Origin of the sequence: Endozoicomonas sp. OPT23 (assembly GCF_009653635.1) — a bacterium.
Taxonomy (GTDB): Bacteria; Pseudomonadota; Gammaproteobacteria; order Pseudomonadales; family Endozoicomonadaceae; genus Endozoicomonas_A.
In genome coordinates this window covers 624,074-646,090 of record NZ_PPFD01000002.1, presented here as the reverse complement: position 1 = coordinate 646,090, position 22,017 = coordinate 624,074, and the positions used below count along the sequence as shown (strand labels likewise).

At 48.1% G+C, this 22,017-nt stretch carries 23 protein-coding genes; 17 read left to right on the top strand and 6 right to left on the bottom strand.

Going from position 1 to position 22,017, the window contains the following annotated elements; genetic code table 11:
* Positions 1–32 precede the first annotated feature (32 nt).
* From glpT to EOPP23_RS04725, 8 genes are all read left to right on the top strand, one after another.
* On the top strand, positions 33–1,379 hold the full coding sequence (gene glpT / locus EOPP23_RS04760; protein WP_153764813.1) for a glycerol-3-phosphate transporter: 1,347 nt from the start codon (positions 33–35) through the stop codon (positions 1,377–1,379).
* A 97-nt stretch (positions 1,380–1,476) separates the two neighbouring features.
* Positions 1,477–2,154 (top strand): ribulose-phosphate 3-epimerase, encoded by a 678-nt coding sequence (gene rpe, locus EOPP23_RS04755; protein ID WP_153764812.1) that lies wholly within the window; start codon positions 1,477–1,479, stop codon positions 2,152–2,154.
* Positions 2,155–2,332: 178 nt separating this feature from the next.
* On the top strand, positions 2,333–2,815 hold the full coding sequence (locus EOPP23_RS04750) for a GspH/FimT family pseudopilin (RefSeq protein WP_153764811.1): 483 nt from the start codon (positions 2,333–2,335) through the stop codon (positions 2,813–2,815).
* Positions 2,816–2,871: 56 nt separating this feature from the next.
* Positions 2,872–3,429 carry a type IV pilus modification protein PilV gene (pilV, locus tag EOPP23_RS04745; protein WP_153764810.1) on the top strand — a complete coding sequence of 186 codons (558 nt, stop codon included), beginning with the start codon at positions 2,872–2,874 and terminating at the stop codon, positions 3,427–3,429.
* Positions 3,430–3,439: 10 nt separating this feature from the next.
* Positions 3,440–4,390 (top strand): PilW family protein, encoded by a 951-nt coding sequence (locus EOPP23_RS04740; RefSeq protein ID WP_153764809.1) that lies wholly within the window; start codon positions 3,440–3,442, stop codon positions 4,388–4,390.
* 16 nt (positions 4,391–4,406) lie between these two features.
* The gene (locus EOPP23_RS04735; protein WP_153764808.1) at positions 4,407–4,955 is read left to right on the top strand and encodes a hypothetical protein; all 549 of its coding nucleotides are present in this window, start codon (positions 4,407–4,409) and stop codon (positions 4,953–4,955) included.
* 14 nt (positions 4,956–4,969) lie between these two features.
* On the top strand, positions 4,970–8,314 hold the full coding sequence (locus EOPP23_RS04730; protein ID WP_153764807.1) for a pilus assembly protein: 3,345 nt from the start codon (positions 4,970–4,972) through the stop codon (positions 8,312–8,314).
* A 6-nt stretch (positions 8,315–8,320) separates the two neighbouring features.
* Positions 8,321–8,707 carry a type IV pilin protein gene (locus tag EOPP23_RS04725; RefSeq protein WP_153764806.1) on the top strand — a complete coding sequence of 129 codons (387 nt, stop codon included), beginning with the start codon at positions 8,321–8,323 and terminating at the stop codon, positions 8,705–8,707.
* 45 nt (positions 8,708–8,752) lie between these two features.
* Here EOPP23_RS04725 and EOPP23_RS04720 read toward each other — a convergent pair whose 3' ends face one another.
* Positions 8,753–9,277 carry a DUF4019 domain-containing protein gene (locus EOPP23_RS04720; protein ID WP_153764805.1) on the bottom strand — a complete coding sequence of 175 codons (525 nt, stop codon included), beginning with the start codon at positions 9,275–9,277 and terminating at the stop codon, positions 8,753–8,755.
* 173 nt (positions 9,278–9,450) lie between these two features.
* On the opposite strand from EOPP23_RS04720, the gene EOPP23_RS04715 reads away from it, so the two are divergent.
* The 5 genes from EOPP23_RS04715 to trpC all read left to right on the top strand — a co-directional run bounded on the left by EOPP23_RS04715 (position 9,451) and on the right by trpC (position 14,542).
* Positions 9,451–10,140: a phosphoglycolate phosphatase gene (locus EOPP23_RS04715; protein WP_153764804.1), complete on the top strand. Its 690-nt coding sequence runs from the start codon at positions 9,451–9,453 to the stop codon at positions 10,138–10,140.
* A gap of 387 nt (positions 10,141–10,527) precedes the next feature.
* Entirely contained in the window at positions 10,528–12,030 is a 1,503-nt protein-coding gene (trpE, locus tag EOPP23_RS04710) for an anthranilate synthase component I (protein WP_153764803.1), read from the top strand.
* A 20-nt stretch (positions 12,031–12,050) separates the two neighbouring features.
* A complete protein-coding gene (locus tag EOPP23_RS04705; RefSeq protein ID WP_153764802.1) occupies positions 12,051–12,659 on the top strand; it encodes an aminodeoxychorismate/anthranilate synthase component II in 609 nt (202 codons plus the stop codon).
* A 33-nt stretch (positions 12,660–12,692) separates the two neighbouring features.
* The gene (trpD, locus tag EOPP23_RS04700; RefSeq protein ID WP_153764801.1) at positions 12,693–13,733 is read left to right on the top strand and encodes an anthranilate phosphoribosyltransferase; all 1,041 of its coding nucleotides are present in this window, start codon (positions 12,693–12,695) and stop codon (positions 13,731–13,733) included.
* Positions 13,734–13,735: 2 nt separating this feature from the next.
* Positions 13,736–14,542 (top strand): indole-3-glycerol phosphate synthase TrpC, encoded by an 807-nt coding sequence (trpC, locus tag EOPP23_RS04695; protein ID WP_153764800.1) that lies wholly within the window; start codon positions 13,736–13,738, stop codon positions 14,540–14,542.
* A 172-nt stretch (positions 14,543–14,714) separates the two neighbouring features.
* On the opposite strand, the gene sodC is transcribed toward trpC, so the two are convergent.
* Complete coding sequence (gene sodC / locus EOPP23_RS04690) at positions 14,715–15,245, bottom strand: superoxide dismutase family protein (protein WP_153764799.1); 531 nt, start codon at positions 15,243–15,245, stop codon at positions 14,715–14,717.
* Positions 15,246–15,428: 183 nt separating this feature from the next.
* Positions 15,429–16,067: a cAMP-activated global transcriptional regulator CRP gene (gene crp / locus EOPP23_RS04685; RefSeq protein WP_153764798.1), complete on the bottom strand. Its 639-nt coding sequence runs from the start codon at positions 16,065–16,067 to the stop codon at positions 15,429–15,431.
* Positions 16,068–16,412: 345 nt separating this feature from the next.
* Between crp and EOPP23_RS04680 the strand changes: the two genes are divergently transcribed.
* Entirely contained in the window at positions 16,413–16,823 is a 411-nt protein-coding gene (locus EOPP23_RS04680; RefSeq protein ID WP_153764797.1) for an OsmC family protein, read from the top strand.
* Between the two features lie 50 nt (positions 16,824–16,873).
* Here EOPP23_RS04680 and EOPP23_RS04675 read toward each other — a convergent pair whose 3' ends face one another.
* Both EOPP23_RS04675 and cysZ read right to left on the bottom strand, forming a co-directional pair.
* The gene (locus EOPP23_RS04675) at positions 16,874–17,215 is read right to left on the bottom strand and encodes a histidine triad nucleotide-binding protein (RefSeq protein WP_153764796.1); all 342 of its coding nucleotides are present in this window, start codon (positions 17,213–17,215) and stop codon (positions 16,874–16,876) included.
* 25 nt (positions 17,216–17,240) lie between these two features.
* The gene (cysZ, locus tag EOPP23_RS04670; protein WP_153764795.1) at positions 17,241–17,981 is read right to left on the bottom strand and encodes a sulfate transporter CysZ; all 741 of its coding nucleotides are present in this window, start codon (positions 17,979–17,981) and stop codon (positions 17,241–17,243) included.
* A gap of 225 nt (positions 17,982–18,206) precedes the next feature.
* On the opposite strand from cysZ, the gene trxB reads away from it, so the two are divergent.
* Positions 18,207–19,160, top strand: coding sequence for a thioredoxin-disulfide reductase (gene trxB, locus EOPP23_RS04665; RefSeq protein ID WP_370514625.1), 954 nt, complete (start codon positions 18,207–18,209; stop codon positions 19,158–19,160).
* Positions 19,161–19,216: 56 nt separating this feature from the next.
* Here the strand turns inward: trxB and EOPP23_RS04660 are convergent, their stop codons facing one another.
* Positions 19,217–19,711: a ZapG family protein gene (locus tag EOPP23_RS04660; RefSeq protein WP_153764793.1), complete on the bottom strand. Its 495-nt coding sequence runs from the start codon at positions 19,709–19,711 to the stop codon at positions 19,217–19,219.
* A 323-nt stretch (positions 19,712–20,034) separates the two neighbouring features.
* On the opposite strand from EOPP23_RS04660, the gene zapE reads away from it, so the two are divergent.
* Both zapE and EOPP23_RS04650 read left to right on the top strand, forming a co-directional pair.
* Complete coding sequence (gene zapE / locus EOPP23_RS04655; protein ID WP_153764792.1) at positions 20,035–21,138, top strand: cell division protein ZapE; 1,104 nt, start codon at positions 20,035–20,037, stop codon at positions 21,136–21,138.
* 81 nt (positions 21,139–21,219) lie between these two features.
* Positions 21,220–22,005, top strand: coding sequence for an SDR family oxidoreductase (locus tag EOPP23_RS04650; RefSeq protein ID WP_153764791.1), 786 nt, complete (start codon positions 21,220–21,222; stop codon positions 22,003–22,005).
* Positions 22,006–22,017 lie beyond the last annotated feature (12 nt).

The following is a 22,017-nucleotide window of genomic DNA, read 5'->3' as shown; positions in this document are numbered from 1 at the left end:
AAAAAGTAACTACTCATTAAAGTCAGGAATTGATGAATAAGCTGTTAAAACCAGCTGAGCACCAGCCACCTGTTGCCAGCGAAGAACTCGACTCCACCTACCAGCGGTTACGAAACCAGGTTTTCCTGGGGATATTTATCGGTTACGCCGGCTACTACCTGGTACGGAAGAACTTCTCTCTCGCCATCCCTCATTTAATAGAAGAAGGCTTCAGTAAGTCTGAGCTGGGATTCGCTTTATCAGGTGTTTCCATTGCTTATGGCATCAGCAAGTTTCTGATGGGTAACCTTTCCGACCGAAGCGATGCCCGAAAATTCATCACCATAGGTCTGGTCCTCAGCGCACTGACTATGATTCTGATGGGCATAGCACCATTTGCCACAGCCAGCATTCCGATGATGTTCACTCTACTGTTTTTCAATGGCTGGTTTCAGGGCATGGGCTGGCCATCAAGCGGACGGGTTATTGTCCACTGGTTTTCAGTCAGCGAACGAGGGACAAGAGCCGCCACCTGGAATCTTGCTCACAATGTTGGCGGTGGTTTGATTGGCCCTTTGGCCGTTCTGGGCATGAGCCTTTTTGTCGACTGGCACAGTATCTTTTATTTTGCTGGCCTGGTTGCTATGGGAACAGCTGTCGCCAGCTGGTTACTGGTCAGAGACACGCCACAATCCTGCGGGCTTCCAGCCATAGAGCAGTACACCGGCGACTACCCGCACGCCTTTTCATACGACGAAGCTCACGAGAAAGAATTTTCAGCAAAAGAGATTTTCTTTGAGTACGTTCTTAACAATCGCCTGCTTTGGTACATCGCCATTGCCAATGCTTTCGTGTATCTGGTTCGCTACGGCGTTCTTGACTGGGCGCCAGCTTATTTAAGTGAAGTCAAAGGCTTCTCTATGAGCGGCAGCAGCTGGGCTTACTTTTTATATGAATTTGCAGGCATACCCGGCACACTGCTTTGCGGCTATCTCAGCGACCGCTATTTCAGAGGCCGCCGTGCCCCAGCCAGCCTTGTGTACCTGTTCTTTGTTCTGATTGCAGTTGTCGTCTACTGGCAAAATCCTCCGGGTAACCCGCTTGTGGATAACCTGGCTTTGATCACCATCGGCTTCCTTATATATGGCCCGGTTATGCTGATTGGTGTTCACGCCCTTGATCTTGTCCCCAAAAAAGCAGCCGGAACAGCAGCGGGACTAACAGGCCTGTTCGGTTATCTGGGTGGTGCGCTGTTTGCCAATATTGCCATGGGCTTGATTGTCGATCGCTTTGGCTGGGACGGTGGCTTTCAGGTTCTTATCGCCTCTTGCCTTGCCGCAATGGCTATGCTTTTGATTGCCTGGGTTGAGGAAAATCGTCTGGCAGCAAACGGGGAGTAGCAGAAAGCTGACCTCTAAAGAGTGAAAATGACTGACAGCCGACAGCGAAAAGTCTAGAATTCCGCCCAAACCTGAACGGAATACACCGGAACTCAACATGCGCGACTTTATTATCGCTCCCAGTATCCTCTCCGCAGATTTTGCCCGTCTGGGTGAAGAGGTCGACAACGTCATCGCCTCCGGCGCAGACTGGGTCCACTTCGATGTTATGGACAACCACTATGTGCCTAATATGACCATTGGCCCAATGGTCTGCAAGGCACTTCGCAATCATGGCGTTACCGCACCTATCGACGTCCACCTGATGGTCAGCCCGGTCGATAAAATGATTGGCGACTTTATTGATGCCGGTGCGAGCATGATCACCTTCCACCCGGAAGCCTCCGATCATGTAGACCGTAGTTTGCAACTCATTCGCGAAGGTGGCTGCAAAGCAGGACTGGTCCTCAACCCGGCAACGTCTCCAGATATTATTGAATACGTCATCGACAAGCTGGATATGGTTCTACTGATGTCAGTAAACCCTGGTTTTGGCGGCCAGAAGTTTATTCCTTCTACCCTGCGTAAACTGCGTAAGGTTCGCAAACTTATTGACGACAGCGGTCTTGATATTCGTCTGGAAGTGGATGGCGGTGTTGGCGTTCAGAACATACGACAAATTGCTGAAGCAGGTGCTGATACCTTTGTAGCAGGCTCTGCCATTTTTAATGCTGACGACTATAAAACTGTAATTAACGAAATGCGTCAGGAGCTGGCCCAGACAGGCTCTCTGTAAGTCAGATAACTACTAAAAGGGACTAATCATTCATAGTCCCTTTTATACGACACACCTCACAATTTTGAGTATTTTTCACAGGAAAACCAGTACTTTTACATTAGTTTTCTTGTTAGATCCCAACCATCATGATCTAATCTCGCTCGAACAATAACAATTCAGTTTCGGTCAGTTGTATATGGATATACGATTCAGGCAGGCAAGAAACAGCAGCGGTTTTACTCTTATAGAGTTAATGGTAACCCTTGCTGTAATGGGAATTCTTGCAGCTATAGCATACCCCTCCCTCACCACAACTCTTGCGAATAATCGCGTTAAAAATCAGGGTCAGAACATTCATGACATTCTGGCTTTTGCTCGTTCGGAAGCAATAACCCGTGGCGATACCGTTACCATAACACCATCCAATAGCTGGCAAGGTGACACCAGTATTTCAGTATCCGGTACTACAATAAAAACCTTACCCGCTTTTAACAGCGATACTGTCATCAACTCTGCCAACGCACTTTCATTTAATAGCATGGGTCTTTTTACCGGTGCCAATATATCTGTTTCCCATACTAAAGCCTCTGTGCAGTCAGTACTCACCATCGAAGCAGGTGGTGCTTTTGCCCTGAGTAAAAACAGTTGTACTACCCCTTGTGTAACCGAGAGCAATTAAAGAGCAAATATTAGAACTAAAGAACAACCTTCTGGATAGAGAAAAAGGTATTTCTCATGAAGTCAAAAGGATTCACCATGATCGAAGTGCTGGTTGCACTGATGATCGTCTCAGTTGGCCTGCTGGGTATGGCCGCACTGATAACTGAAGCACATAAAAACATTCAGGAAACACGACAGAGAGCCACGGCTCTGCATCTGGCCAACGATATTGTTGCCAGAATGACAGCGAATGCCGGTGGCCTTGCCAGCTATCATGGCAGTGTATCTGCCCAAAATAATCAACCACCTGTTTTATGCAGTGGCAACAATGCTAACTGCTCTCCTGCACAAGTAGCCGCTTTTGATTTATGGCAATGGAGTAGCAACCTTATTGGTAGCTCCAGCAAGAACAGTGGTGACAGCAACATCGGTGGCCTGATTGCACCGGTAGCCTGCATATCTGTCACAAATACTGATCAAGTTGAACTGGAAATCGCCTGGCGCGGAAAATACCCAAGATCCGACAGTCGCACCAATGACTGCGGCGATGATGATGCGGACTTCAAGTCACCTGCCAACATCAAGAACGACTTACGACGTATGTTGATCATCAAAACACGTATAAACGTTTAAGAGAGTAAACATGGATTGTTTTGCTGTAAAAACAAAAATACAAAAACAATCAGGCCTTTCTCTGATCGAGCTGATGATTGCCAGCACTCTGTCATTAATGCTACTGACCGGTGTTGCAGCTCTTTACATCAATAACCTGTCCGTACAACAAAGCAGTAACCGCTACACACAATTGGACACTAATGCTCATACGGCACTAACTCTGATTGCTAGATCGATAGGTTCCTCAGGTTATGCCAATGGGGCTCAGTTTGAAGAAATTTCTGTTGGTGGTTTTGCCGTTGCCAGTGACTGCAATGGTATCGCTTCTGCACTGGATAGAAACAACCCAATACTCACGGGGCGATCCAGTAACAATATTTTTACTTGTGTTACCGACGCACGCACAGGCAGCTATATGGGTAACAATGCCTCCCCTTCAGACTGGCTGCTGGTGAAAGGCCCTTTTGGACCTGTTGTCCCGCCTGCCAATTTACAGGCTACCGGCAACTATATTATTGCCAACACAACGGAAGGCAGGCTCTTTCGAGGCGATACCGCACCCACTGGCTATCCAGACGCAGTTATTCGTGAATATCATTTTAGTCTTTTCTATCTCAACGCCAGTAACGAGCTGATCTTACTCAGATTGGCAGGCAACGGCTTAGCTAAAACAACCATTGCCAGCAATATTGATAGCTTTCGAATTCGTCTTGGTCTGGCCAGTAATGCTACGGGAAATATTACAAGAACTGTTGAAGCCCCTGCCAACCCTGCCGGCTGGACCAGAGATATGTGGCGCAGAGTACGCAGCATCGAATTATACCTGCTGGCTCAAAGCACACCGGACAATAGCTTCACGAATAACAACACTTACCAGCTGGGTGACATTAACGTCCGTGGTGGTGGCGACAATCGACATCGACTGCTCGCCAGCAATACCGTGTACCTCTATAACCAGGCCATCAGGCAACAGCAATAGCAGGGAGTCAGCCGCTATGAAATCACAACAGGGAATGGCACTGGTTGCTGCACTTCTATTTTTATTGTTATTAACCAGTGCAGCTGTCGTCAGTGTCAACCAGATGACCCTGTCACCAAGAATGGTGGCCAATGCTGAGCTGAAAACACTGACATTCAATGCCGCACAACAGGAACTTATCGCCACTTCGGAGCTGGATGACAGCCAATTTCATATCAACACCTGCAACGGCATGGATGAAAGTGATCCCTATAACCCGGCCATCCCACCCCCAGCACTCAGCGATGCTCAGAAGGCGGTTTTTCCCTGCACTGTTACTACAGAAACAACCACAGCATCTTTTCTCGCGGAAGGTAAACCAGTACACCGTAAGGAAACCGCCAGTGGTTATAACCGTGAAATTGCTGATTACTACCGCCTCAGAGCCAACCAGGTCAAAGCCGGTATAACCAGCACCCTGATCAGTGATCAGTACAAATTACTGATACAGGCTAACAATACAGGCGACTTCCGTCGCACCAGTGATGACCGGGTACAGGTCACCGTCAACTCGGACAGCAACTGAAGAAGTCAGGTAGTATGAAAACGATAAGACCAGCACTCTTGACCAAATATTTTTTACTCTGGCTTCTGACTTTTTCAGCAGCAAGCTCAGCAGATGACAGTGAAATTTTTACAGCGGGTAACTCAACCAGCTCTATCCGCCCCCAGGTACTGGTGATACTGGATTCATCAGGCAGTATGTCCTATCGAATTCCGGGAAATAATCAGGATGTCATTCCACCTTACCCTTACGCTCCTTTTGACCCAAATACCCCGAATGACTTTTATGTAGGAGAGAAAAGCAGCACCACCAGCCTTACGTACCCAGCTAACGATTCTTTTGACTACCCTCCTGCGTATTATTACCAAAACTGGTATTCCACTGTTGACCACAAAGGGGATTGCTGGACTGATAGTGACAACAAAGTTAAATGCAAGGGCAATTTCATTAACTACCAGAAATTTGCTCGTATCGAGATGGCGAAGCACACCATCAATAAAATCATTGCAGAAAACCCTCAGATTGACTTTGGTATTGCCGAATTCAGCACCAGTGGCAAAGTCATACACCAGCATGTAAAAGAACGTGACAGCACTGCAATTCCAGAATTGATTAATACCGTTAAGGGCGTATGGCCCAAGTATGGAACACCTCTTTGCGATACTCTCTATGAGGTTTATAGGTATTACGCAGGAAAGTCCCGTACTTATGGTGCAGCAGCAGATGCTGGCGGTAATAACACGAACTACACAACACCACTGAGAACCTGTCAGAACGCTTATGTTATTTACATGACTGATGGCGAACCTTCCGGTGAAGATAAGAGCGCCAACGACAAAATTAAAGCGCTAACCAAAGACAGTAGTCACTGCGGTAACTATAAAACAGGCAGTCAAAACAAAGAGCACTGCATGCCCCGGCTAGCTGCCTATATGGCCAACCCCGGAGCAAATGGCCTTGACGGACAGGCTGCAACGGGGCCGCAAAAGGTTTACACCTACACCATTGGTTTTGCGACTGATCAGGATTTGCTGTTTGATACTGCCAATTCAGGCAAGGGGCAGTGTTATACAACCGTAGGCAACAATACAGACCCTGCGGCAGGCTGCATTGCAGTAGATGATGTGACACAAGCTTTTGAAGGTGCATTACAACAAATTCTAAAAGGCAGCAGCTCGTTTGTTTCTCCTGCTGTAGCTGTTAACAGCTTTACCCGTACCGAAACTCTCGATCATGCTTACTTCGCCATGTTTGAGCCAGACACTAACCCCGAGTGGCGTGGCAACCTCAAGAAGCTAAAAATCTATACAGGTAAGGAAGTATCACCCCACAATTGCGCAACTAAAACAAACCTGACACCAGGCACAGTTGTCGACCGAAGCTGTAACCCAGCTATTGCTTCAGGATCCCTGCAACTTGATGAAGGTATTTCCACTTTCTGGGGCACCACCAATGACGGCAAGCAGGTCAGTGAAGGTGGCTTTGGGCAGATACTGAAAAATAACAACTCAAGTCGCACGTTCTACACCAATAAAGCTGTTTCTGGTGCCGCAGAAAGCATGAGAAATCTTACTGATCTTTCCAATAATGATCTCCATATTTCCGGTAATATCATTCAGCATATTATCCTGCGTATTCGTTACCTGAGATGGATTCAGGGCAAAAACTCTAATGGAAATACTCGGGACTGGGTTTTGGGAGACATTCAGCACTCCAAACCCCTGACTCTCAATTACGGTGCTCGCACCAGCAGTTATTCAAAGAGTAATCCGGATTTACGCCTTGTTTTTGGCACCAATCACGGCCTTCTCCACTTTGTTGAGGACAGTGGCAATACCGTCACTGAAAACTGGAGCTTCTTTGCCAAAGAAACAGCCAAAAATCTCCCCATCCTGTTTAACAATCAGGAAGATACAGCCCACCCCTACGGTATCGACGGCGAGATCAGCCATATACGACTAGATGCAAATGGTGATGGTAATATCGTTGCCAACGACGGTGACCGTATGGTTATTTTCTTCGGTCTGCGAAGAGGCGGAGACAGTTATTACGCTATCGATGTGACTAACCCTGACGCCCCACCCAAGCTGCTTTGGCGTATTGACAGCAATACCCCTGGATTTTCCGAATTAGGCCAGAGCTGGGCAGTGCCTGTCCCAATGATCATTCCCGGACACAGGAATCCTATAACTCAGGATAACCAGGTTACTGGTCACAATTACAAGTTTGCCCTTGCTATCAGTGCTGGCTACGACGGTCAGGATGACGCCGGTAGCGGGCAGGGGATGGATGACCGCAGAGCGGGGGATGCAGGCAACCCGACTGACAGTAATAACAATGAACTACGCCCTTATTCCTCAAGAGGAAGAGGCTTGTTTATTGTTGATGCCGGCACTGGCAGCCTGATTAAGTCTTTTGTTGCCCCTGACTCGATCACAAGCAATAACAACCTTGATAATAGAGTTGAAGACAGCCGATTCAAATGGAGCGTGGCAGCACCTCCCACTGTTATTGACAGTAACGGCAATGGTTTCCATGACCGTATTTATGCAGTTGATACAGGCGGCAATGTCTTCCGTTTCGATATCGGCTTGGGAAAGGACAGCAACGATAACGAAATAGCCATCTGGTCTGCAATTACCCTTGCCAGTCTTGGCATCGACGAAAACAGCACAAGAGTTGCTCCTGACAGCAGCAATGACCGTCGTTTCTTCTATCAGCCTGAAGCCGCAAAAACTCGACACGCGGGCAAAGCGTTCGATGCCATAATGATTGGCAGTGGCAACCGTGCCCACCCAACAGCAACAACCGCCACCGAACGCTATTATATGATCAGGGATTATGCGACAACCTACCGCCGTTATGGCAGTTGCAGCAATGACTGTGTAGCAGCACCTGCCGTCATTAAAAATAATAACCTGTTTGATACCACTAACAACCTGATTCAGGAAGGCGATGCTGCACAGAAAACTACTGCCAGTAACAGCTTATATGCAGCCAAAGGCTGGTACATCAATCTTGGGCTGGCAACTGGCAGTATCAACACCAATGAACAGGCAATGACAAAGGCACGACTACTGTCTGGCGTTCTGTCATTCACCACCTTCTCTCCCTCAGGAGCCATCAACTCCCAGTCATGCGCTCCTGGCCGAGGAAGCAGCAGGGTTTATTCTATTGATGTACATACAGCCAAGGCTCGATTTGATAACAATGGCGATGATTCAGTCAGCGCAGCAGACCGCGCTCTGGGGGTTTATTCCGGCGTATCAGGTGGTGGTACAACAGCAGCTATAGGAAATAAGTACATAGATATTCTTACCGGAGACGAAGTGAACTCCAAGCTTGGAATGAATGCCTACGGATGGTTTCAGGAGAAATAATGAACCATGAAAAGGTTAAATGGATTTACCTTGGTAGAACTGATGGTTGTAATGGCAATCATCGGCATTCTGGCAGCTATAGCAATGCCTTCCTACGAGCAGTATTTAAGAGAAGGACGAAGAGCTGAAGGACAGGCTGCACTGCTGGATATAGCCTCACGACAGGAACAGTATTTTCTGGATAATAAAATCTATACAGGTGACCTCACCGACCTGGGGCTGAATGCAAACCCCTTTATTACCGATCGACAGTTTTATTCTATTGCTTCAGGCTGCCCCGGTAATGAGTGTGCAAATGGTTTTATACTGACAGCCACGCCACAAGGCGCTCAGGCTGCTGATGGAAATCTTGGTTTAACTTCGGTAGGGGTAAAAACAGGCAAGTGGAAGTAGGCCGCCTTCACCTACTCCCATGATTTGTCTTTCTTCCAAACGGTATCAGTGCACTTTGGTCGATTCAACAGACTTCGGCTTACCTTTGCCGTCATCTGTCATATAACCACTGGCACGCCACAGATTGTCCTTCTCCTTATAGGTTACGACAACCTCTACAACCTTCTGGTTTTCAAACTCACTGTCAAACGCAACTATAAGGTACTCACCCGGCAGAGTACCTTCCTTCAGATACTTGTAGGTTACGTTCTTAACCTTACGATCTTTCAGAGCACCAAATGGCTTGCGATGCTGATACATCAGATTACCCATGTGACTGACCGGCATTTCGTTTCGGTAAAAATCGCTGGATGCCGCCCAGGCTCTTTCCCATGAACGTGTGTCAGCGTACTCCAGCCATTTCTGAGCCGAAGCAGTGGCAATTTTTTTATCGCTTTCAGTTGCCGGCTTTGGCGCTGGGCCTGTCAACACCTTTTTCTCGACTTCAGGCCCTGCTTTCATTGTGGGCATAGCCATCAAATTCATGGACATAAGACATAACAGGATAAGACTGGAAACTCTTGCAAACATTAGGGGCTCCTTATATTTCCGATAATAAATAGCATGTTAAGAAGGTGGAAATTTAGATATGACTCAATAAACAGGCAATAAACCGAATTTTCAGAGCATCAATAGCTAATAATAGCCATTAACCATCTCTACAAACCGTAGTAAAGTGCTTCTTTTTAGCAAGCAGTCAGATCATGAAAATTCTGAAAGACTTACTGAGCAATGTTCCCCAACTGATCATGTACGATCTGGATGGCACCCTGGTCGACAGTGTTCCAGACCTTGCCATCGCTACCGACAAAATGCTTACCGATCTGAACCTGCCAACAGCCGGCGAAGAAAAAGCACGACTCTGGGTCGGTAACGGCATCCCGTCACTGGTTAAGAGAGCTCTTGCCGATGACTTTATGGGTGACCAGGCCGGTGTTGTAGACCAGAAAGTATTTGAAAAAGCTTACGACCGTTTTAAGCATCACTATGCTATTGAAGTGGGTCAACACAGCCACGTGTATCCAGGTGTTCGAGAGTTTCTTGAAGCCGCTAAACATCGTGACATCAAACAGGCCGTTGTGACGAACAAGTCTGAACTGTTCACTGAAAAACTGCTGAAGCTGATGGGTATTGATCAGTACTTCACCCTGAGCCTTGGCGGTGACAGTCTGGACGAAAAGAAACCACACCCTATGCCGCTGCTTCACGCTATGAAACACTTTGGCACAGACACCAGCAACTCACTGATGATTGGCGACTCCAGCAACGACGTAAAAGCCGCCAACGCTGCAAACGTCAAAGTAGTGGGACTGCCTTATGGTTATAATCATGGCCAGCCCATTGAGTCAGCCAACCCTGATCTGGTTGTTCAAACACTCGATCAATTGATCTAAACCGCACTCTGGTCTCGTTTTCCTGTCGAAAAGACTGGCGAGGCCAGAGTACAAGCCGGTTCTGATTTGCAATAGTGGCTTTCGTCATATAATCTTCTGTTTTCATAGTTAAACTGCGCCCAGACAAAGCACGGAGCCTGCAGTGAAAAACCCTATTTCAGAGCAACATTACCGAACTCTGTTCGGTTATAACAACCGGTGCCAATCTGCACTGGTGTTTGCTCCTGCCTCATATTCCTCTTCCTGGCGTTGGTCAGGCTGGCCTTGCGCCTAATAAATAGCCTCACCCAGTTATAGCCTGCATCTCTTTATTCGGCGCACACAACGCAGTAAAGATTTCGCAAAATCTCATCAAACTAAATTTAAGCCAGAATAATCGAGGCCATTATGACGCCTGAAACATTTGCTGGTCTGGCCCGTGAAGGATATAACCGAATTCCCGTTATCAGGGAAATCCTTGCGGACCTGGACACGCCACTGACTACTTATTTGAAGCTGGCCAACGGCCGCTACTCTTACCTGCTTGAATCTGTCGAAGGCGGTGAGAAATGGGGTCGCTACTCCATGATTGGCCTACCTTGTCGTACTGTGTTGAGAGTGTCCGGCTATCAGCCAGAGTGCATTGTCACCATTGAAACCGACGGCCAGATTATTGAAGAGCACAACGTCAACGACCCTCTGGAGTTCATCAAGGAGTTTCAGAATCGTTACCAGGTTCCCGAGCTTGACGGACTGCCAAGATTTACCGGTGGCCTGGTTGGCTACTTTGCTTACGACACTGTTCGCTATATTGAAAAACGCCTGCAGCAGTCTGCACCAAAAGATGAGCTGAACAACCCGGATATTTTGCTGATGGTGTCCGATGAACTGGTGGTGTTTGATAACCTCAGTGGCAAGCTGATTCTGGTGACTCATGCCAATCCAGCCGAAGAGTCTGCGCTGGAAAAAGCTCAGTTCAAACTGGATGATCTGGTTCGTCGACTGCAAACCACCAATGTATTGCCTCCGGTTCAGGCTTCTATGAACCCTGCTACAGAAGATGATTTCAAATCCGGCTTCGGTCAGGAAGCGTTTGAATCCGCTGTGGATAAAATCAAGAACTACATTCTTGCTGGCGATGCCATGCAGGTGGTGCCTTCACAGCGCATGACCATTCCGTTCGACAGCTCACCTCTGAATCTGTATCGAGCACTGAGAAGCACCAACCCATCACCTTACATGTATTACATGGACCTGGGCGATTTTCATGTAGTCGGCTCTTCTCCGGAAATTCTGGCTCGCCTTGAAGACAGTACTGTTACAGTTCGACCTATCGCAGGTACTCGTAAGCGCGGCGCTACGGAAGAAAGAGATAAAGCTCTGGAGCAGGAACTGCTCAACGATCCAAAAGAGTTGGCAGAACACCTGATGCTGATCGATCTCGGCCGAAACGACGTTGGTCGTGTAGCCAGAACCGGTTCAGTCAGTCTGACCGACAAAATGATTGTTGAGCGTTACTCCCATGTTATGCATATCGTCTCTAATGTCACTGGCGAGCTGAAAAGCGGCATGGATGCCATGGATGTTCTTAAAGCAACTTTGCCTGCTGGTACTCTCAGCGGTGCCCCAAAGGTTCGTGCGATGGAAATTATCGACGAACTTGAGCCCGTAAAGCGTGGCGTTTATGGCGGTGCCATTGGTTATCTAGCCTGGAACGGCAATATGGATACTGCTATTGCCATTCGTACCGCTGTGATCAAGGATCGTAAGCTTCATGTTCAGGCAGGTGCAGGCATAGTCGCGGACTCTGTTCCGGAAATGGAATGGAAAGAAACCATGAACAAAGGCAGGGCTCTTTTTCGTGCTGTCGCCATGGCTCAGACTGGACTCAGCGGTACGGCTGAAAAGTAAGGTATTAGGAGGACAACAATATGCTGTTAATGATCGATAACTATGACTCCTTTACCTGGAATCTGGTGCAATATTTCGGCGAACTGGGCGAGCAGGTTGAAGTTCATCGTAATGATGAAATCAGTATCGATGATATCGAGAAACTGAATCCGGACCAGATCGTTATTTCACCCGGCCCCTGCACGCCTAATGAAGCCGGCATTTCAATGGCCACCATTGAGCATTTCAAGGGCAAGAAACCTATACTGGGCGTTTGCCTCGGTCATCAAAGCATGGGGCAGGTATTTGGCGGCAACGTTGTGCGTGCCCGTCAGGTTATGCACGGTAAAGTATCGCCGGTTTATCACAACGACACTGGCGTCTTTGCAGGGCTGCCTAACCCAGTGACAACCACTCGTTATCACTCACTGGTGGTAGAAAAAGAAAGCTTGCCGGACTGCTTTGAAATTACTGCCTGGACTCAGAAAGAAGACGGCAGCATGGATGAAATCATGGGCATTCGTCACAAGACATTGCCAATGGAAGGGGTTCAGTTTCATCCGGAATCCATCATGACTGACAAGGGTCACGACATGCTGGCTAACTTTCTTAAGCAGACTCAATTTATTCAAGAGTCAAAGAGCCAATAACGAGCTGCCGCTGGAGCCAATGGAGAATTCGCAATGACTATAAAAGACGCTATCAGTCGTATAGTAGCTAACCTGAACCTGACCCGTGAAGAAATGATTACGGTGATGACCGAAATCATGAGCGGTCAGTGTACCGATGCACAAATCGCAGCTTTTCTCACCGCCCTTCGCATGAAGAGTGAAACCATTGAAGAGATCACCGGCGCAGCTACTGTTATGCGCCGTATGGCCACTCAGGTGGAAGTAAACGCTGATCACCTGATCGATATTGTCGGAACAGGCGGCGACGGCGCTCACCTGTTTAATGTCTCTTCTGCTTCTTCATTCGTTGCTGCAGCGGCGGGCGCTAAAGTGGCCAAACACGGCAACCGTGGTGTATCCAGTTCCAGTGGTAGTGCCGACCTGCTGGAAAAAGCCGGTATTAATCTGACCATCAGTCCGAAGCAGGTAGCCCGCTGCACCGAAGAGATCGGTGTCGGCTTTATGTTCGCACCCGCTCATCACTCAGCGATGAAAAACGTAGTTGGTGTTCGCCGTGAACTTGGCGTTAGAACCATTTTCAATATTCTTGGTCCTCTGTCCAATCCAGCCGGTGTCGACAACCTTGTGATTGGTGTGTTCTCTGAAGAACTCTGCCGAGCCATGGCGGAAGTATTAAGAGAGCTGGGCAACAAGCATGTAATGGTCGTTCACTCAATCGATGGCCTCGATGAAATCAGTATTGCCAGCGAAACACTGGTGGTTGAATTGAAAAATGGTGAAATCAACGACTACAGGATCAAACCGGAAGACTTCGGAATTGATTCTCAAAGCCTTATTGGCCTGACTGTTGAAAACTCCACTGACTCTCTGAAGCTGATCAAGGATGCACTCGGAAAACAGGAGGGCACATACGCCAGTAAAGCAGCCGACATGATTGCCCTGAATGCAGGTGCTGCCATTTATGTGTCCGGTGTCGCCGATAGCCTAGAACAGGGCATTGATATGGCAAAAGACGCTATAGCCAGCGGTATGGCGCTTCAGAAAATCAACGAACTGGCCAGCTTCACTCAAGTCTTTGCGGGAGAACAGTAAGCATGTCGACGATGCCAACTATCCTGAACACTATCGTTCAACGTAAGCATGAAGAAGTCGCCGAAAGACTGACTGCTCTGTCTCTGAATGAAGTTCAAACCAGAGCTGCAGATGCGGATCCGATACGCGGCTTTGCTAAAAGCCTTCACCTGCGCAGCAGCCAGAATAAAGCTGCAATCATCTCCGAAATCAAGAAAGCCTCCCCCAGCAAAGGTGTGATTCGTGAAGATTTTCAACCAGCCAGCATCGCCAGAAGCTATGAACAGGCTGGCGCCAGCTGCCTGTCTGTACTGACTGACAAGGACTTTTTTCAGGGTGCCGAAAGCTACCTGCAAGAAGCCAGAGCAGCCTGTAAACTGCCAGTTCTTCGCAAGGACTTTATGGTAGATGCCTATCAGATTTATGAGTCCAGAATGCTGGGTGCAGATTGTATTCTGCTGATTGTCTCCTGCCTGACTGATTCACAGTTGCAGGAATTCAGCGGCATCGCTCAAGAGCTAGGCATGGATGTACTGGTAGAAGTTCATGGTGGCGATGAACTGGAACGCGCTTTGCCTCTCGACGGCACACTACTGGGTGTGAACAATCGCAACCTGCACACGTTTGAAGTAACCCTAGACAACACCTTCGATCTGTTGCACAGGATTCCTGAAGGCAGGCAGCTAATCACCGAGAGTGGTATTCATACTACCGCTGACGTTGATGCCATGTTTGAAAAAGGCATCAACAGTTTTCTGGTGGGTGAAGCCTTTATGCGACAGGAAGATCCGGGGCTAGGGTTGAAGCAACTGTTTAGTCAATACCTTTAACTTTTAACTCACAACAACACTGTTTGTGATTGATGATGAGCAAGAAGCTGTATTGATTTTCCAAAGGCCAGGGATTTATGCCCTTGGGTATGGCCTGAGAGCGAATCGGTTCAGGAAAGCACCGTTTGAGCGGGAAAAACAATACAGCTTCTGGAACAAAAACCAAATCAGATCAATCAGGAATCACACCGCAAGCAATTCGAGCCCCACCACCTCCCATGGGAGGGTTGTCTGAATAGTTATCGCCACCCGAATGAATCATAAGGGTTCGACCTTTCATATCAGCCATTGTTAACCGTTTGGCAACAACCGGGGTCACTGCAAACCCGCGATCATCAACATCCAATACCGGTAAATCCCCCAGGTGGCCATTGCCTTCTGGCCCTGAGTGCCTGCCTGTTTTTTTAGGGTCGTAATGCCCACCAGCAGCAAATGCCGCTATCTTCTTGCCACCCTTTTCCCCTGCTTCACAACTGCCATTCTCATGGACATGAAAGCCGTGATCACCCGGTTCAAGATCGTGAAGATCAGGAACCAGACGAATCCCTCCCCCAGAAGCAGGCAGCACTTTCACTGTACCTATGCCCGCGCCAATACCACCGGGAGAGACCTGGTAAACCCTGACTACAACTTCATCATCGGAACAGCCTGTCAGCATCATCGGTAGAATAAAAAGGAGCATTCGAAAAAAGGAATAGCGCATGGAATTACCCGATTAAGTCCATATTGGAACATCAAATATAGACTTCTGAGCAACTCGCTTGATATTTATTTTCTAAATTTGAAGTGAGTATGAAAACAGGAATGAATCAGTCACCCATATAAACGACTATCGTCTTGTTATTTAAAAAAACAGCTCATCGAGAGCTGCTTTTTTAAATCATTATCAACGGGTACCGAAAACAACCATTGTTTTGCCTTTAACCGATACCAAACCCTGGTTCTCCAGATTCTTTAAAACCCGCCCAACCATTTCACGGGAACAACCAACAATACGGCCAATTTCCTGACGGGTCACTTTGATCTGCATACCATCCGGGTGTGTCATGGCGTCAGGTTGTTTCGCGAGATCCAGCAAGGTGCGGGCAACTCGTCCTGTAACATCAAGAAACGCCAGATCGCCCACTTTCCGAGTAGTTTCTCTGAGTCTGCGAGCCAGCTGTTTGGATACAGAATACAGCAGATCCGGCTCTTCTCTGATCAGAGTCCGAAACTTCACATAATCTATTTCTGCCACTTCACAGGCTGTTTTGGCCTTTATCCACGCCGACCGCTTGATTAAATCTTTCTCAAACAGCCCCATTTCACCAAAGTACTGGCCGCTGTTCAGATAGGTCACGATCATTTCGCGACCTTCGTCGTCTTCAATCACGACGGCTACCGAGCCTTTAACTATGTAATAGAGAGATTCGGAACTGTCTCCGGCACAGAGAATAGTGCTCTTGGCTCGATAATTTTTTCGACTCGAAACCGATAGAAGCTTTTCCAAACTGGGATTAGCTTCCGGTGTAGTTATCGTCAGCATTGTCACTACTTAACTCCGCCTGAATTTTTGCTGTCCAGACAAATACTTACCATTGAAAAGTGTATTTTTCGGACAGTGGCCACGCTGTGGTTTCTATAGATAGTCTCTGGCCAAAATCGTCAGTTTAAAGATAACAGAACAAAAAAGGCATAACACTAGCAACACCACGCCCTAAGGGAATAAACCCATAACGTTTTAGCGGTTTTGAGATCTATGCCACACCAATTTCACAAATGCACCAGATTTTATTAGTCCAGAGTGCAGTACTTTAGCAGTCAAATACAGGTTAACATTGCCGTTTTTAAGTAATTGAATCAATTTCACCCCCTCAAATAAGGCTGTTTTATGAAAGCACAGGTTAAATGGGTCGATCAGGAACGTTTTCTGGGTCTGACAGACAGCAACAACTCTGTTGTTATGGATGCCGACAAAAATGCCAAGTCAGCTCCCAGCCCGATGGAAATGATCCTGATGGGGCTCGGTGGTTGTTCTTCTGTTGATGTTGTCAGCATTCTGCAGAAAGCTCGCCAGAATGTCATAGACTGCCACGTAGATATTCAGGCTGAACGTGCGGATGCTGTACCTGCTATTTTCACCAAAATTCATCTGAACTTTGTCGTAAAAGGCTCAAACGTTAAGGAAAGTCAGGTAAAGCGTGCAGTAGAACTGTCGGCTGACAAGTACTGCTCTGTTGCCCTGATGCTGGGCAAGGGTGGCGTTGAGATCACCCACGGTTTTGAAATTGTAGAAGCCTGAGGCTCTGGTTAACCCGTTCCCACTCTTCGTGCGGGAACGGGTTTTAATTCTCAGCCCGGAGGCCACTGCATCTGTCGGCCACCAATGATGTGGCAATGCAGATGGTAGACCGCCTGCCCGCCCTGACTGTTGCAGTTCATCACCAGTCGATAGCCGTCTTCGGCCACCCCCTCATCCGCAGCCAGTTTTTTCGCTACCAGCAGAATCTTGCCCAGCAAAGCCTGATCTTCTTCAGTGGCATCGTTCAACGACGCCAAGTGTTTCTTTGGAATAACCTGGATATGAACAGGTGCCAGTGGATTAATATCCCTGAATGCCAGAACCTGATCATCTTCATAAACTTTGTCGACGGGAATATCCCCGTCAACCATTTTACAGAACAGACAACTCATCTATCGTCCTCTCTCGGAAACAGCGTCAGGCTGTTTTCTTCTCAATACGTTCTTCCCACAATAGGGTAGAGCCAATCACAGCAGCAGGCATAATCAACAGGTTGATAAAAGGTACCAGCAGCACCAGCGCCACCGTTGCACCAAAACCCCAAACTCTTCCTCGGTCGGCTTTCAGTCTGAACAGCATCTGTTTAAACGACACACCACGGTTATCTGCGGCATAGTCACAATACTGAATCGACATCATCCAGCTGTTAAAACCAAACCAGAGAAACGGGCTGGCAAAGTTCACCACAGGAATGAAAGAGATAATCAGCAACACGATAGCTCGCGGCAGATAGTAGATCAGCTTGGTGAGTTCTCGGCCAACGGTTCTGGGTACCAGAATCAACCAGTCTTTCAGTTCGTATTCTGGTAACTCACTACCACCTTCAAGTTTCTGAACCTTTTCTGCCAGCAGTCCATTAAACGGTGCTGCAATCAGGTTGCCAACAATAGTAAAAGTGAAAAACATCACTCCCAGCATGGCAAAAGCCAGCACTGGCCAGAGCAAGTACTCCAGAAAAGAGAGCCATTCCGGCAGCCAGCTCATCATGCTGTTTACCCAGCTGTCCATCTGTTGCCAGGTGTAAGACATCAGGCTGCCAAACACGACAATATTGATCAGCAGCGGTAACAATACGAACCATCGTACTTCTGGGTTGGTCAGGTAACTCAAACCCTTCAAAAAATAACCGGGACCAGAACCCGGCTTTGTCGATTGCATGTTAATTCTCACCATTTCTTTTTAGTGACAGGACTGATAGTTGAAACTAATCACCGCAGTAAATGTTTTCAATGGACTCTTACTGGTTCTCATCGGTGCAAGCCGTTATTATTCTGAAAGTTTACCTTTTTACACTGTGGTGTTCATACACCACCTGAACGAATAATTAAAATAGCCTTCAATTGTCATCGAAGGCATCGACTGATTTCCCTCAAGGAGTTAGCAGTGAGTGAGACCAAACACGTTCGTTTATTGATTCTGGGTTCCGGCCCTGCCGGATACACCGCTGCAGTTTACGCGGCCCGTGCCAACCTGAATCCTGTCATGATCACCGGTATGCAGATGGGTGGTCAGCTGACCACAACCACTGATGTTGATAACTGGCCTGGCGGCCCGGAAGGTCTTCAGGGTCCGGCTCTGATGGAAGAGATGCGCCAGCATGCCGAGCGTTTTGGCACCGAGATCATCTTTGACCATATTCATACCACTGACCTCAGCAAGAAGCCTTACACTCTGGTCGGCGACAGCGGCACTTACACCTGTGATGCCCTGATCATTTCCACGGGTGCCAGCGCCCGTTATCTGGGACTGGACAGTGAAGAAGCGTTCAAGGGCAAAGGCGTTTCTGCCTGTGCGACCTGCGACGGTTTCTTCTACCGCAAGAAACACGTAGCGGTTATTGGTGGTGGTAACACCGCTGTTGAAGAAGCTCTGTACCTGTCCAATCTGGCAGAAACTGTCACTCTGGTTCACCGTCGTCAGGAATTCCGTGCCGAGAAGATCCTTCAGGACAAACTGATGGACAAGGTCAACAACGGCAATATGAGGCTGGTTCTGGACAGCACTCTGGACGAAGTTCTGGGTGATGAAATGGGTGTAACCGGTATTCGTGTTCGAAACGTTAATACTGACGAAACATCCGAGATTGATGTTGCCGGTGTATTTATCGCTATCGGTCACACACCGAACACTGGCATCTTCGAAGGCCAGCTGGACATGAAAGATGGCTATATCAAGGTTGGCAGTGGTCTTGAAGGCAACGCCACCCTGACGTCCAAAGAAGGCGTTTATGCCGCTGGTGACGTTATGGATCACGTTTACCGTCAGGCTATTACTTCTGCGGGCACCGGCTGCATGGCAGCACTGGATGCCGAGAAGTATCTGGATTCTGCGGACTAAGTGTTCATGAGGCGTAAAAAAACCGGCCATTGCCGGTTTTTTTACGCCTGCTTCACTCAGGGTGAAACAGGTTCTTTCGGCGCTTCAGCATCTTTGCCGTTCTCAACACCAAAGTCTTCAGCCAGCGTTCCCTTTTCATCAGGGGCTGTTTTCGGCGCATAATCCCTTGGCTGCTCCAGAGGCTTGGTACGCTCTGTTCTGCGCTTGGGAATCTCACCAGACAACAAGGCACCGCTGCTAATCAGCGTATCGCTCAAACGGTTTTTAACGCTGTCATCATCGCACAGGGAGTCGGCACCTGTAGCCATGTGCTCATAAACGTCTTTATAGCTGTCAGTCAGCTTATTAATCAGGTGTGCAGTGGTATTGAAGTGATCAGAAACATTGTCCTGATAATCCTTGAACTCACCTTCCAGGTCTTTCAGTTGTTCTTCCAGCTTGCCTCGGTCAGAACGGGGTCCTGCCAACAGGTGGTACAAAAGCGCACCACCAATCAGGCCGGCCAGAAATGCCAGACTACCTACAAACCAAAGTACATTCACATCTTCCACAGCATCGCCTCACTCGGTGGAGCATTCCACGTCCAATATGTATGTTAATGCGCTTACAGGTCACCCTGCCCAGTGGGCGCATTAACAGCCTCTAAAAGTTATAGTTTTTTCCGCTTAAAGTATAGGGCTGTTCTGTAACCGGCCGTCGCCTTTTAAGCAGGCTAGCCTTTCCTGCCTCTTGCCCTGCGGAAGTGGTGACGTTACATTGTGCCATTCTTTCTGGCCTGATCAAAAATAGCAGACTCATTGTCGTTATTTGCAATCAATCTCTAATAAAACAGCCAACAGCGACAATAAAGAACCATCAGGAAGCCAATAACAGTATGACCCCGGCACAGCACTATCAGCAGGACCTGAAAAAGCCCAACTTCAGCCATGACCCAGCTCAGGAAGAAGCGGTCATGCACTTACAGGCTTTATACGACAAGCTGATTGAACCGGTTTCACCACCTTCTCTGTTTGCACGGTTAAACCCGTTTTCACAACCTCAGCAGGAAACCATTCGTGGTCTCTACTTCTGGGGCGGCGTCGGCCGTGGCAAAACCTATCTGATGGACACCTTCTTTGACTGCCTGCCTTTCCCGGAAAAGAAACGCATGCACTTCCATCACTTTATGCGTTGGGTACATGGCGAGCTTACCAAGCTGGAAGGTGAAAAAAACCCTCTGAATAAGGTAGCTGAAACTCTGGCCGGTGAAACCCGCGTTATCTGTTTTGATGAATTTTTTGTGTCCGATATTACCGACGCCATGCTGTTGGGCGGTCTCTTTCAGTTGCTGTTTGAACGTGGCATCACTCTGGTGGCCACGTCCAATGTTGTTCCCGACAACCTTTACAAGGATGGCTTGCAACGTACACGATTCCTGCCGGCTATTGATCAACTGAAAAAGCATACCCTGGTGGTTAATGTTGATGGCGGTACAGACTACCGTTTGCGTCTGCTGGAGAAGGCAGAGACTTATCATTACCCGCTCGGGTTTGAAGCCAACGCTCATCTTCAAAACACTTTTCAGGACCTTGCCCCTGATCTGGCTCACGCACGGGAAAGTGAAGCCATAGAAATTGCCGGTCGTGAAATACCAAGCCAGCGCACCTGCGAGGATATTGGCTGGTTCAGTTTTATGGCTCTCTGCGATGGCCCTCGCAGTCAGAACGACTATATTGAGCTGGCCATGCTTTATCAGACAGTGATCATTGAAAATATTCCCCAGATGGGCGAGAAGACGGATGATCAGGCGCGTCGCTTTATTAATCTGGTTGATGAATTTTATGATCGTAACGTCAAGCTGATCGTTTCTGCTGAAGTTCCGCTGCTGGAACTGTACACCAGAGGCAAACTGAACTTTGAATTCCAGCGAACCGTTAGTCGTCTGCAGGAAATGCAGTCAAAAGAATATCTCGCACAGCCACATAAATCTGTTGAATAGAATCTTGAAGAGCACCTGCATGACCTGTCTGTGTGACAGGTTCAGGCTACACCCATTCCAAGTTACACATGGAGTTAACCGATGGATCTGAAAATAAAAGAAAAAGTATTCATGGTTGCCGGCGCCAGTTCAGGCCTTGGCTATGCAATTGCGTCTCAACTGGCTGCTGAAGGAGCATCTGTATCTATTGCCAGCCGAACTGCAAAAGATATCGCCAAAGCCGCTTCAGCTATTAGCAGCGAAACCAGCTCGGAAGTTCGTGGCTATGTTTTTGATGCCCGTGACGGTGACTCTATCGACCGCTGGGTATCCGATACACTGAACGACTTTGGACGCATTGATGGCATTCTGGTGAACGCCGGTGGCCCAACACCCGGTATGTTCGAAGAGTTGACTGACAATGACTGGCAGAGCGCATTCGAACTGACCCTGATGAGTTCTGTTCGCCTCATACGTGCGGCTCTGCCGGCACTGAAAGTCAACGGTGGCAGCATTCTAACCCTGACGTCATCTGCCGTGAAAGAGCCAATTGATATTCTGCTGCTCAGTAACGTCATGCGTTCCGGCGTAACCAGTCTGGTGAAAAGTCTGTCTGTGGATCTGGCTAAAGACAATATCCGTATCAACAACCTGATTCCGGGCTCTATTCATACCGATCGTATTAATGCCCTGAACAGTTTTATTTCCAAACGTCAGGATATTTCTCCTGAGCAGGTACAGGCGAATGCTGAAGCGTCCATTCCTATGGGTCGTTATGGTAAGCCGGAAGAATTTGCCAATGCTGCAGCGTTCCTGTTGTCTGATGCCTCCAGCTATATCAACGGTACCAGCCTGACCGTCGATGGCGGCAAGATGAAGAGCCTGTAACCCTTTTCTACT

Coding starts and splice junctions, on each gene's coding strand:
- glpT (WP_153764813.1), top strand. CDS start 33: ATGAATAAGCTGTTAAAACCAGCTGAGCACCAGCCACCTGTTGCCAGC.
- rpe (WP_153764812.1), top strand. CDS start 1,477: ATGCGCGACTTTATTATCGCTCCCAGTATCCTCTCCGCAGATTTTGCC.
- EOPP23_RS04750 (WP_153764811.1), top strand. CDS start 2,333: ATGGATATACGATTCAGGCAGGCAAGAAACAGCAGCGGTTTTACTCTT.
- pilV (WP_153764810.1), top strand. CDS start 2,872: ATGAAGTCAAAAGGATTCACCATGATCGAAGTGCTGGTTGCACTGATG.
- EOPP23_RS04740 (WP_153764809.1), top strand. CDS start 3,440: ATGGATTGTTTTGCTGTAAAAACAAAAATACAAAAACAATCAGGCCTT.
- EOPP23_RS04735 (WP_153764808.1), top strand. CDS start 4,407: ATGAAATCACAACAGGGAATGGCACTGGTTGCTGCACTTCTATTTTTA.
- EOPP23_RS04730 (WP_153764807.1), top strand. CDS start 4,970: ATGAAAACGATAAGACCAGCACTCTTGACCAAATATTTTTTACTCTGG.
- EOPP23_RS04725 (WP_153764806.1), top strand. CDS start 8,321: ATGAAAAGGTTAAATGGATTTACCTTGGTAGAACTGATGGTTGTAATG.
- EOPP23_RS04720 (WP_153764805.1), bottom strand. CDS start 9,277: ATGTTTGCAAGAGTTTCCAGTCTTATCCTGTTATGTCTTATGTCCATG.
- EOPP23_RS04715 (WP_153764804.1), top strand. CDS start 9,451: ATGAAAATTCTGAAAGACTTACTGAGCAATGTTCCCCAACTGATCATG.
- trpE (WP_153764803.1), top strand. CDS start 10,528: ATGACGCCTGAAACATTTGCTGGTCTGGCCCGTGAAGGATATAACCGA.
- EOPP23_RS04705 (WP_153764802.1), top strand. CDS start 12,051: ATGCTGTTAATGATCGATAACTATGACTCCTTTACCTGGAATCTGGTG.
- trpD (WP_153764801.1), top strand. CDS start 12,693: ATGACTATAAAAGACGCTATCAGTCGTATAGTAGCTAACCTGAACCTG.
- trpC (WP_153764800.1), top strand. CDS start 13,736: ATGTCGACGATGCCAACTATCCTGAACACTATCGTTCAACGTAAGCAT.
- sodC (WP_153764799.1), bottom strand. CDS start 15,245: ATGCGCTATTCCTTTTTTCGAATGCTCCTTTTTATTCTACCGATGATG.
- crp (WP_153764798.1), bottom strand. CDS start 16,067: ATGCTGACGATAACTACACCGGAAGCTAATCCCAGTTTGGAAAAGCTT.
- EOPP23_RS04680 (WP_153764797.1), top strand. CDS start 16,413: ATGAAAGCACAGGTTAAATGGGTCGATCAGGAACGTTTTCTGGGTCTG.
- EOPP23_RS04675 (WP_153764796.1), bottom strand. CDS start 17,215: ATGAGTTGTCTGTTCTGTAAAATGGTTGACGGGGATATTCCCGTCGAC.
- cysZ (WP_153764795.1), bottom strand. CDS start 17,981: ATGCAATCGACAAAGCCGGGTTCTGGTCCCGGTTATTTTTTGAAGGGT.
- zapE (WP_153764792.1), top strand. CDS start 20,035: ATGACCCCGGCACAGCACTATCAGCAGGACCTGAAAAAGCCCAACTTC.
- EOPP23_RS04650 (WP_153764791.1), top strand. CDS start 21,220: ATGGATCTGAAAATAAAAGAAAAAGTATTCATGGTTGCCGGCGCCAGT.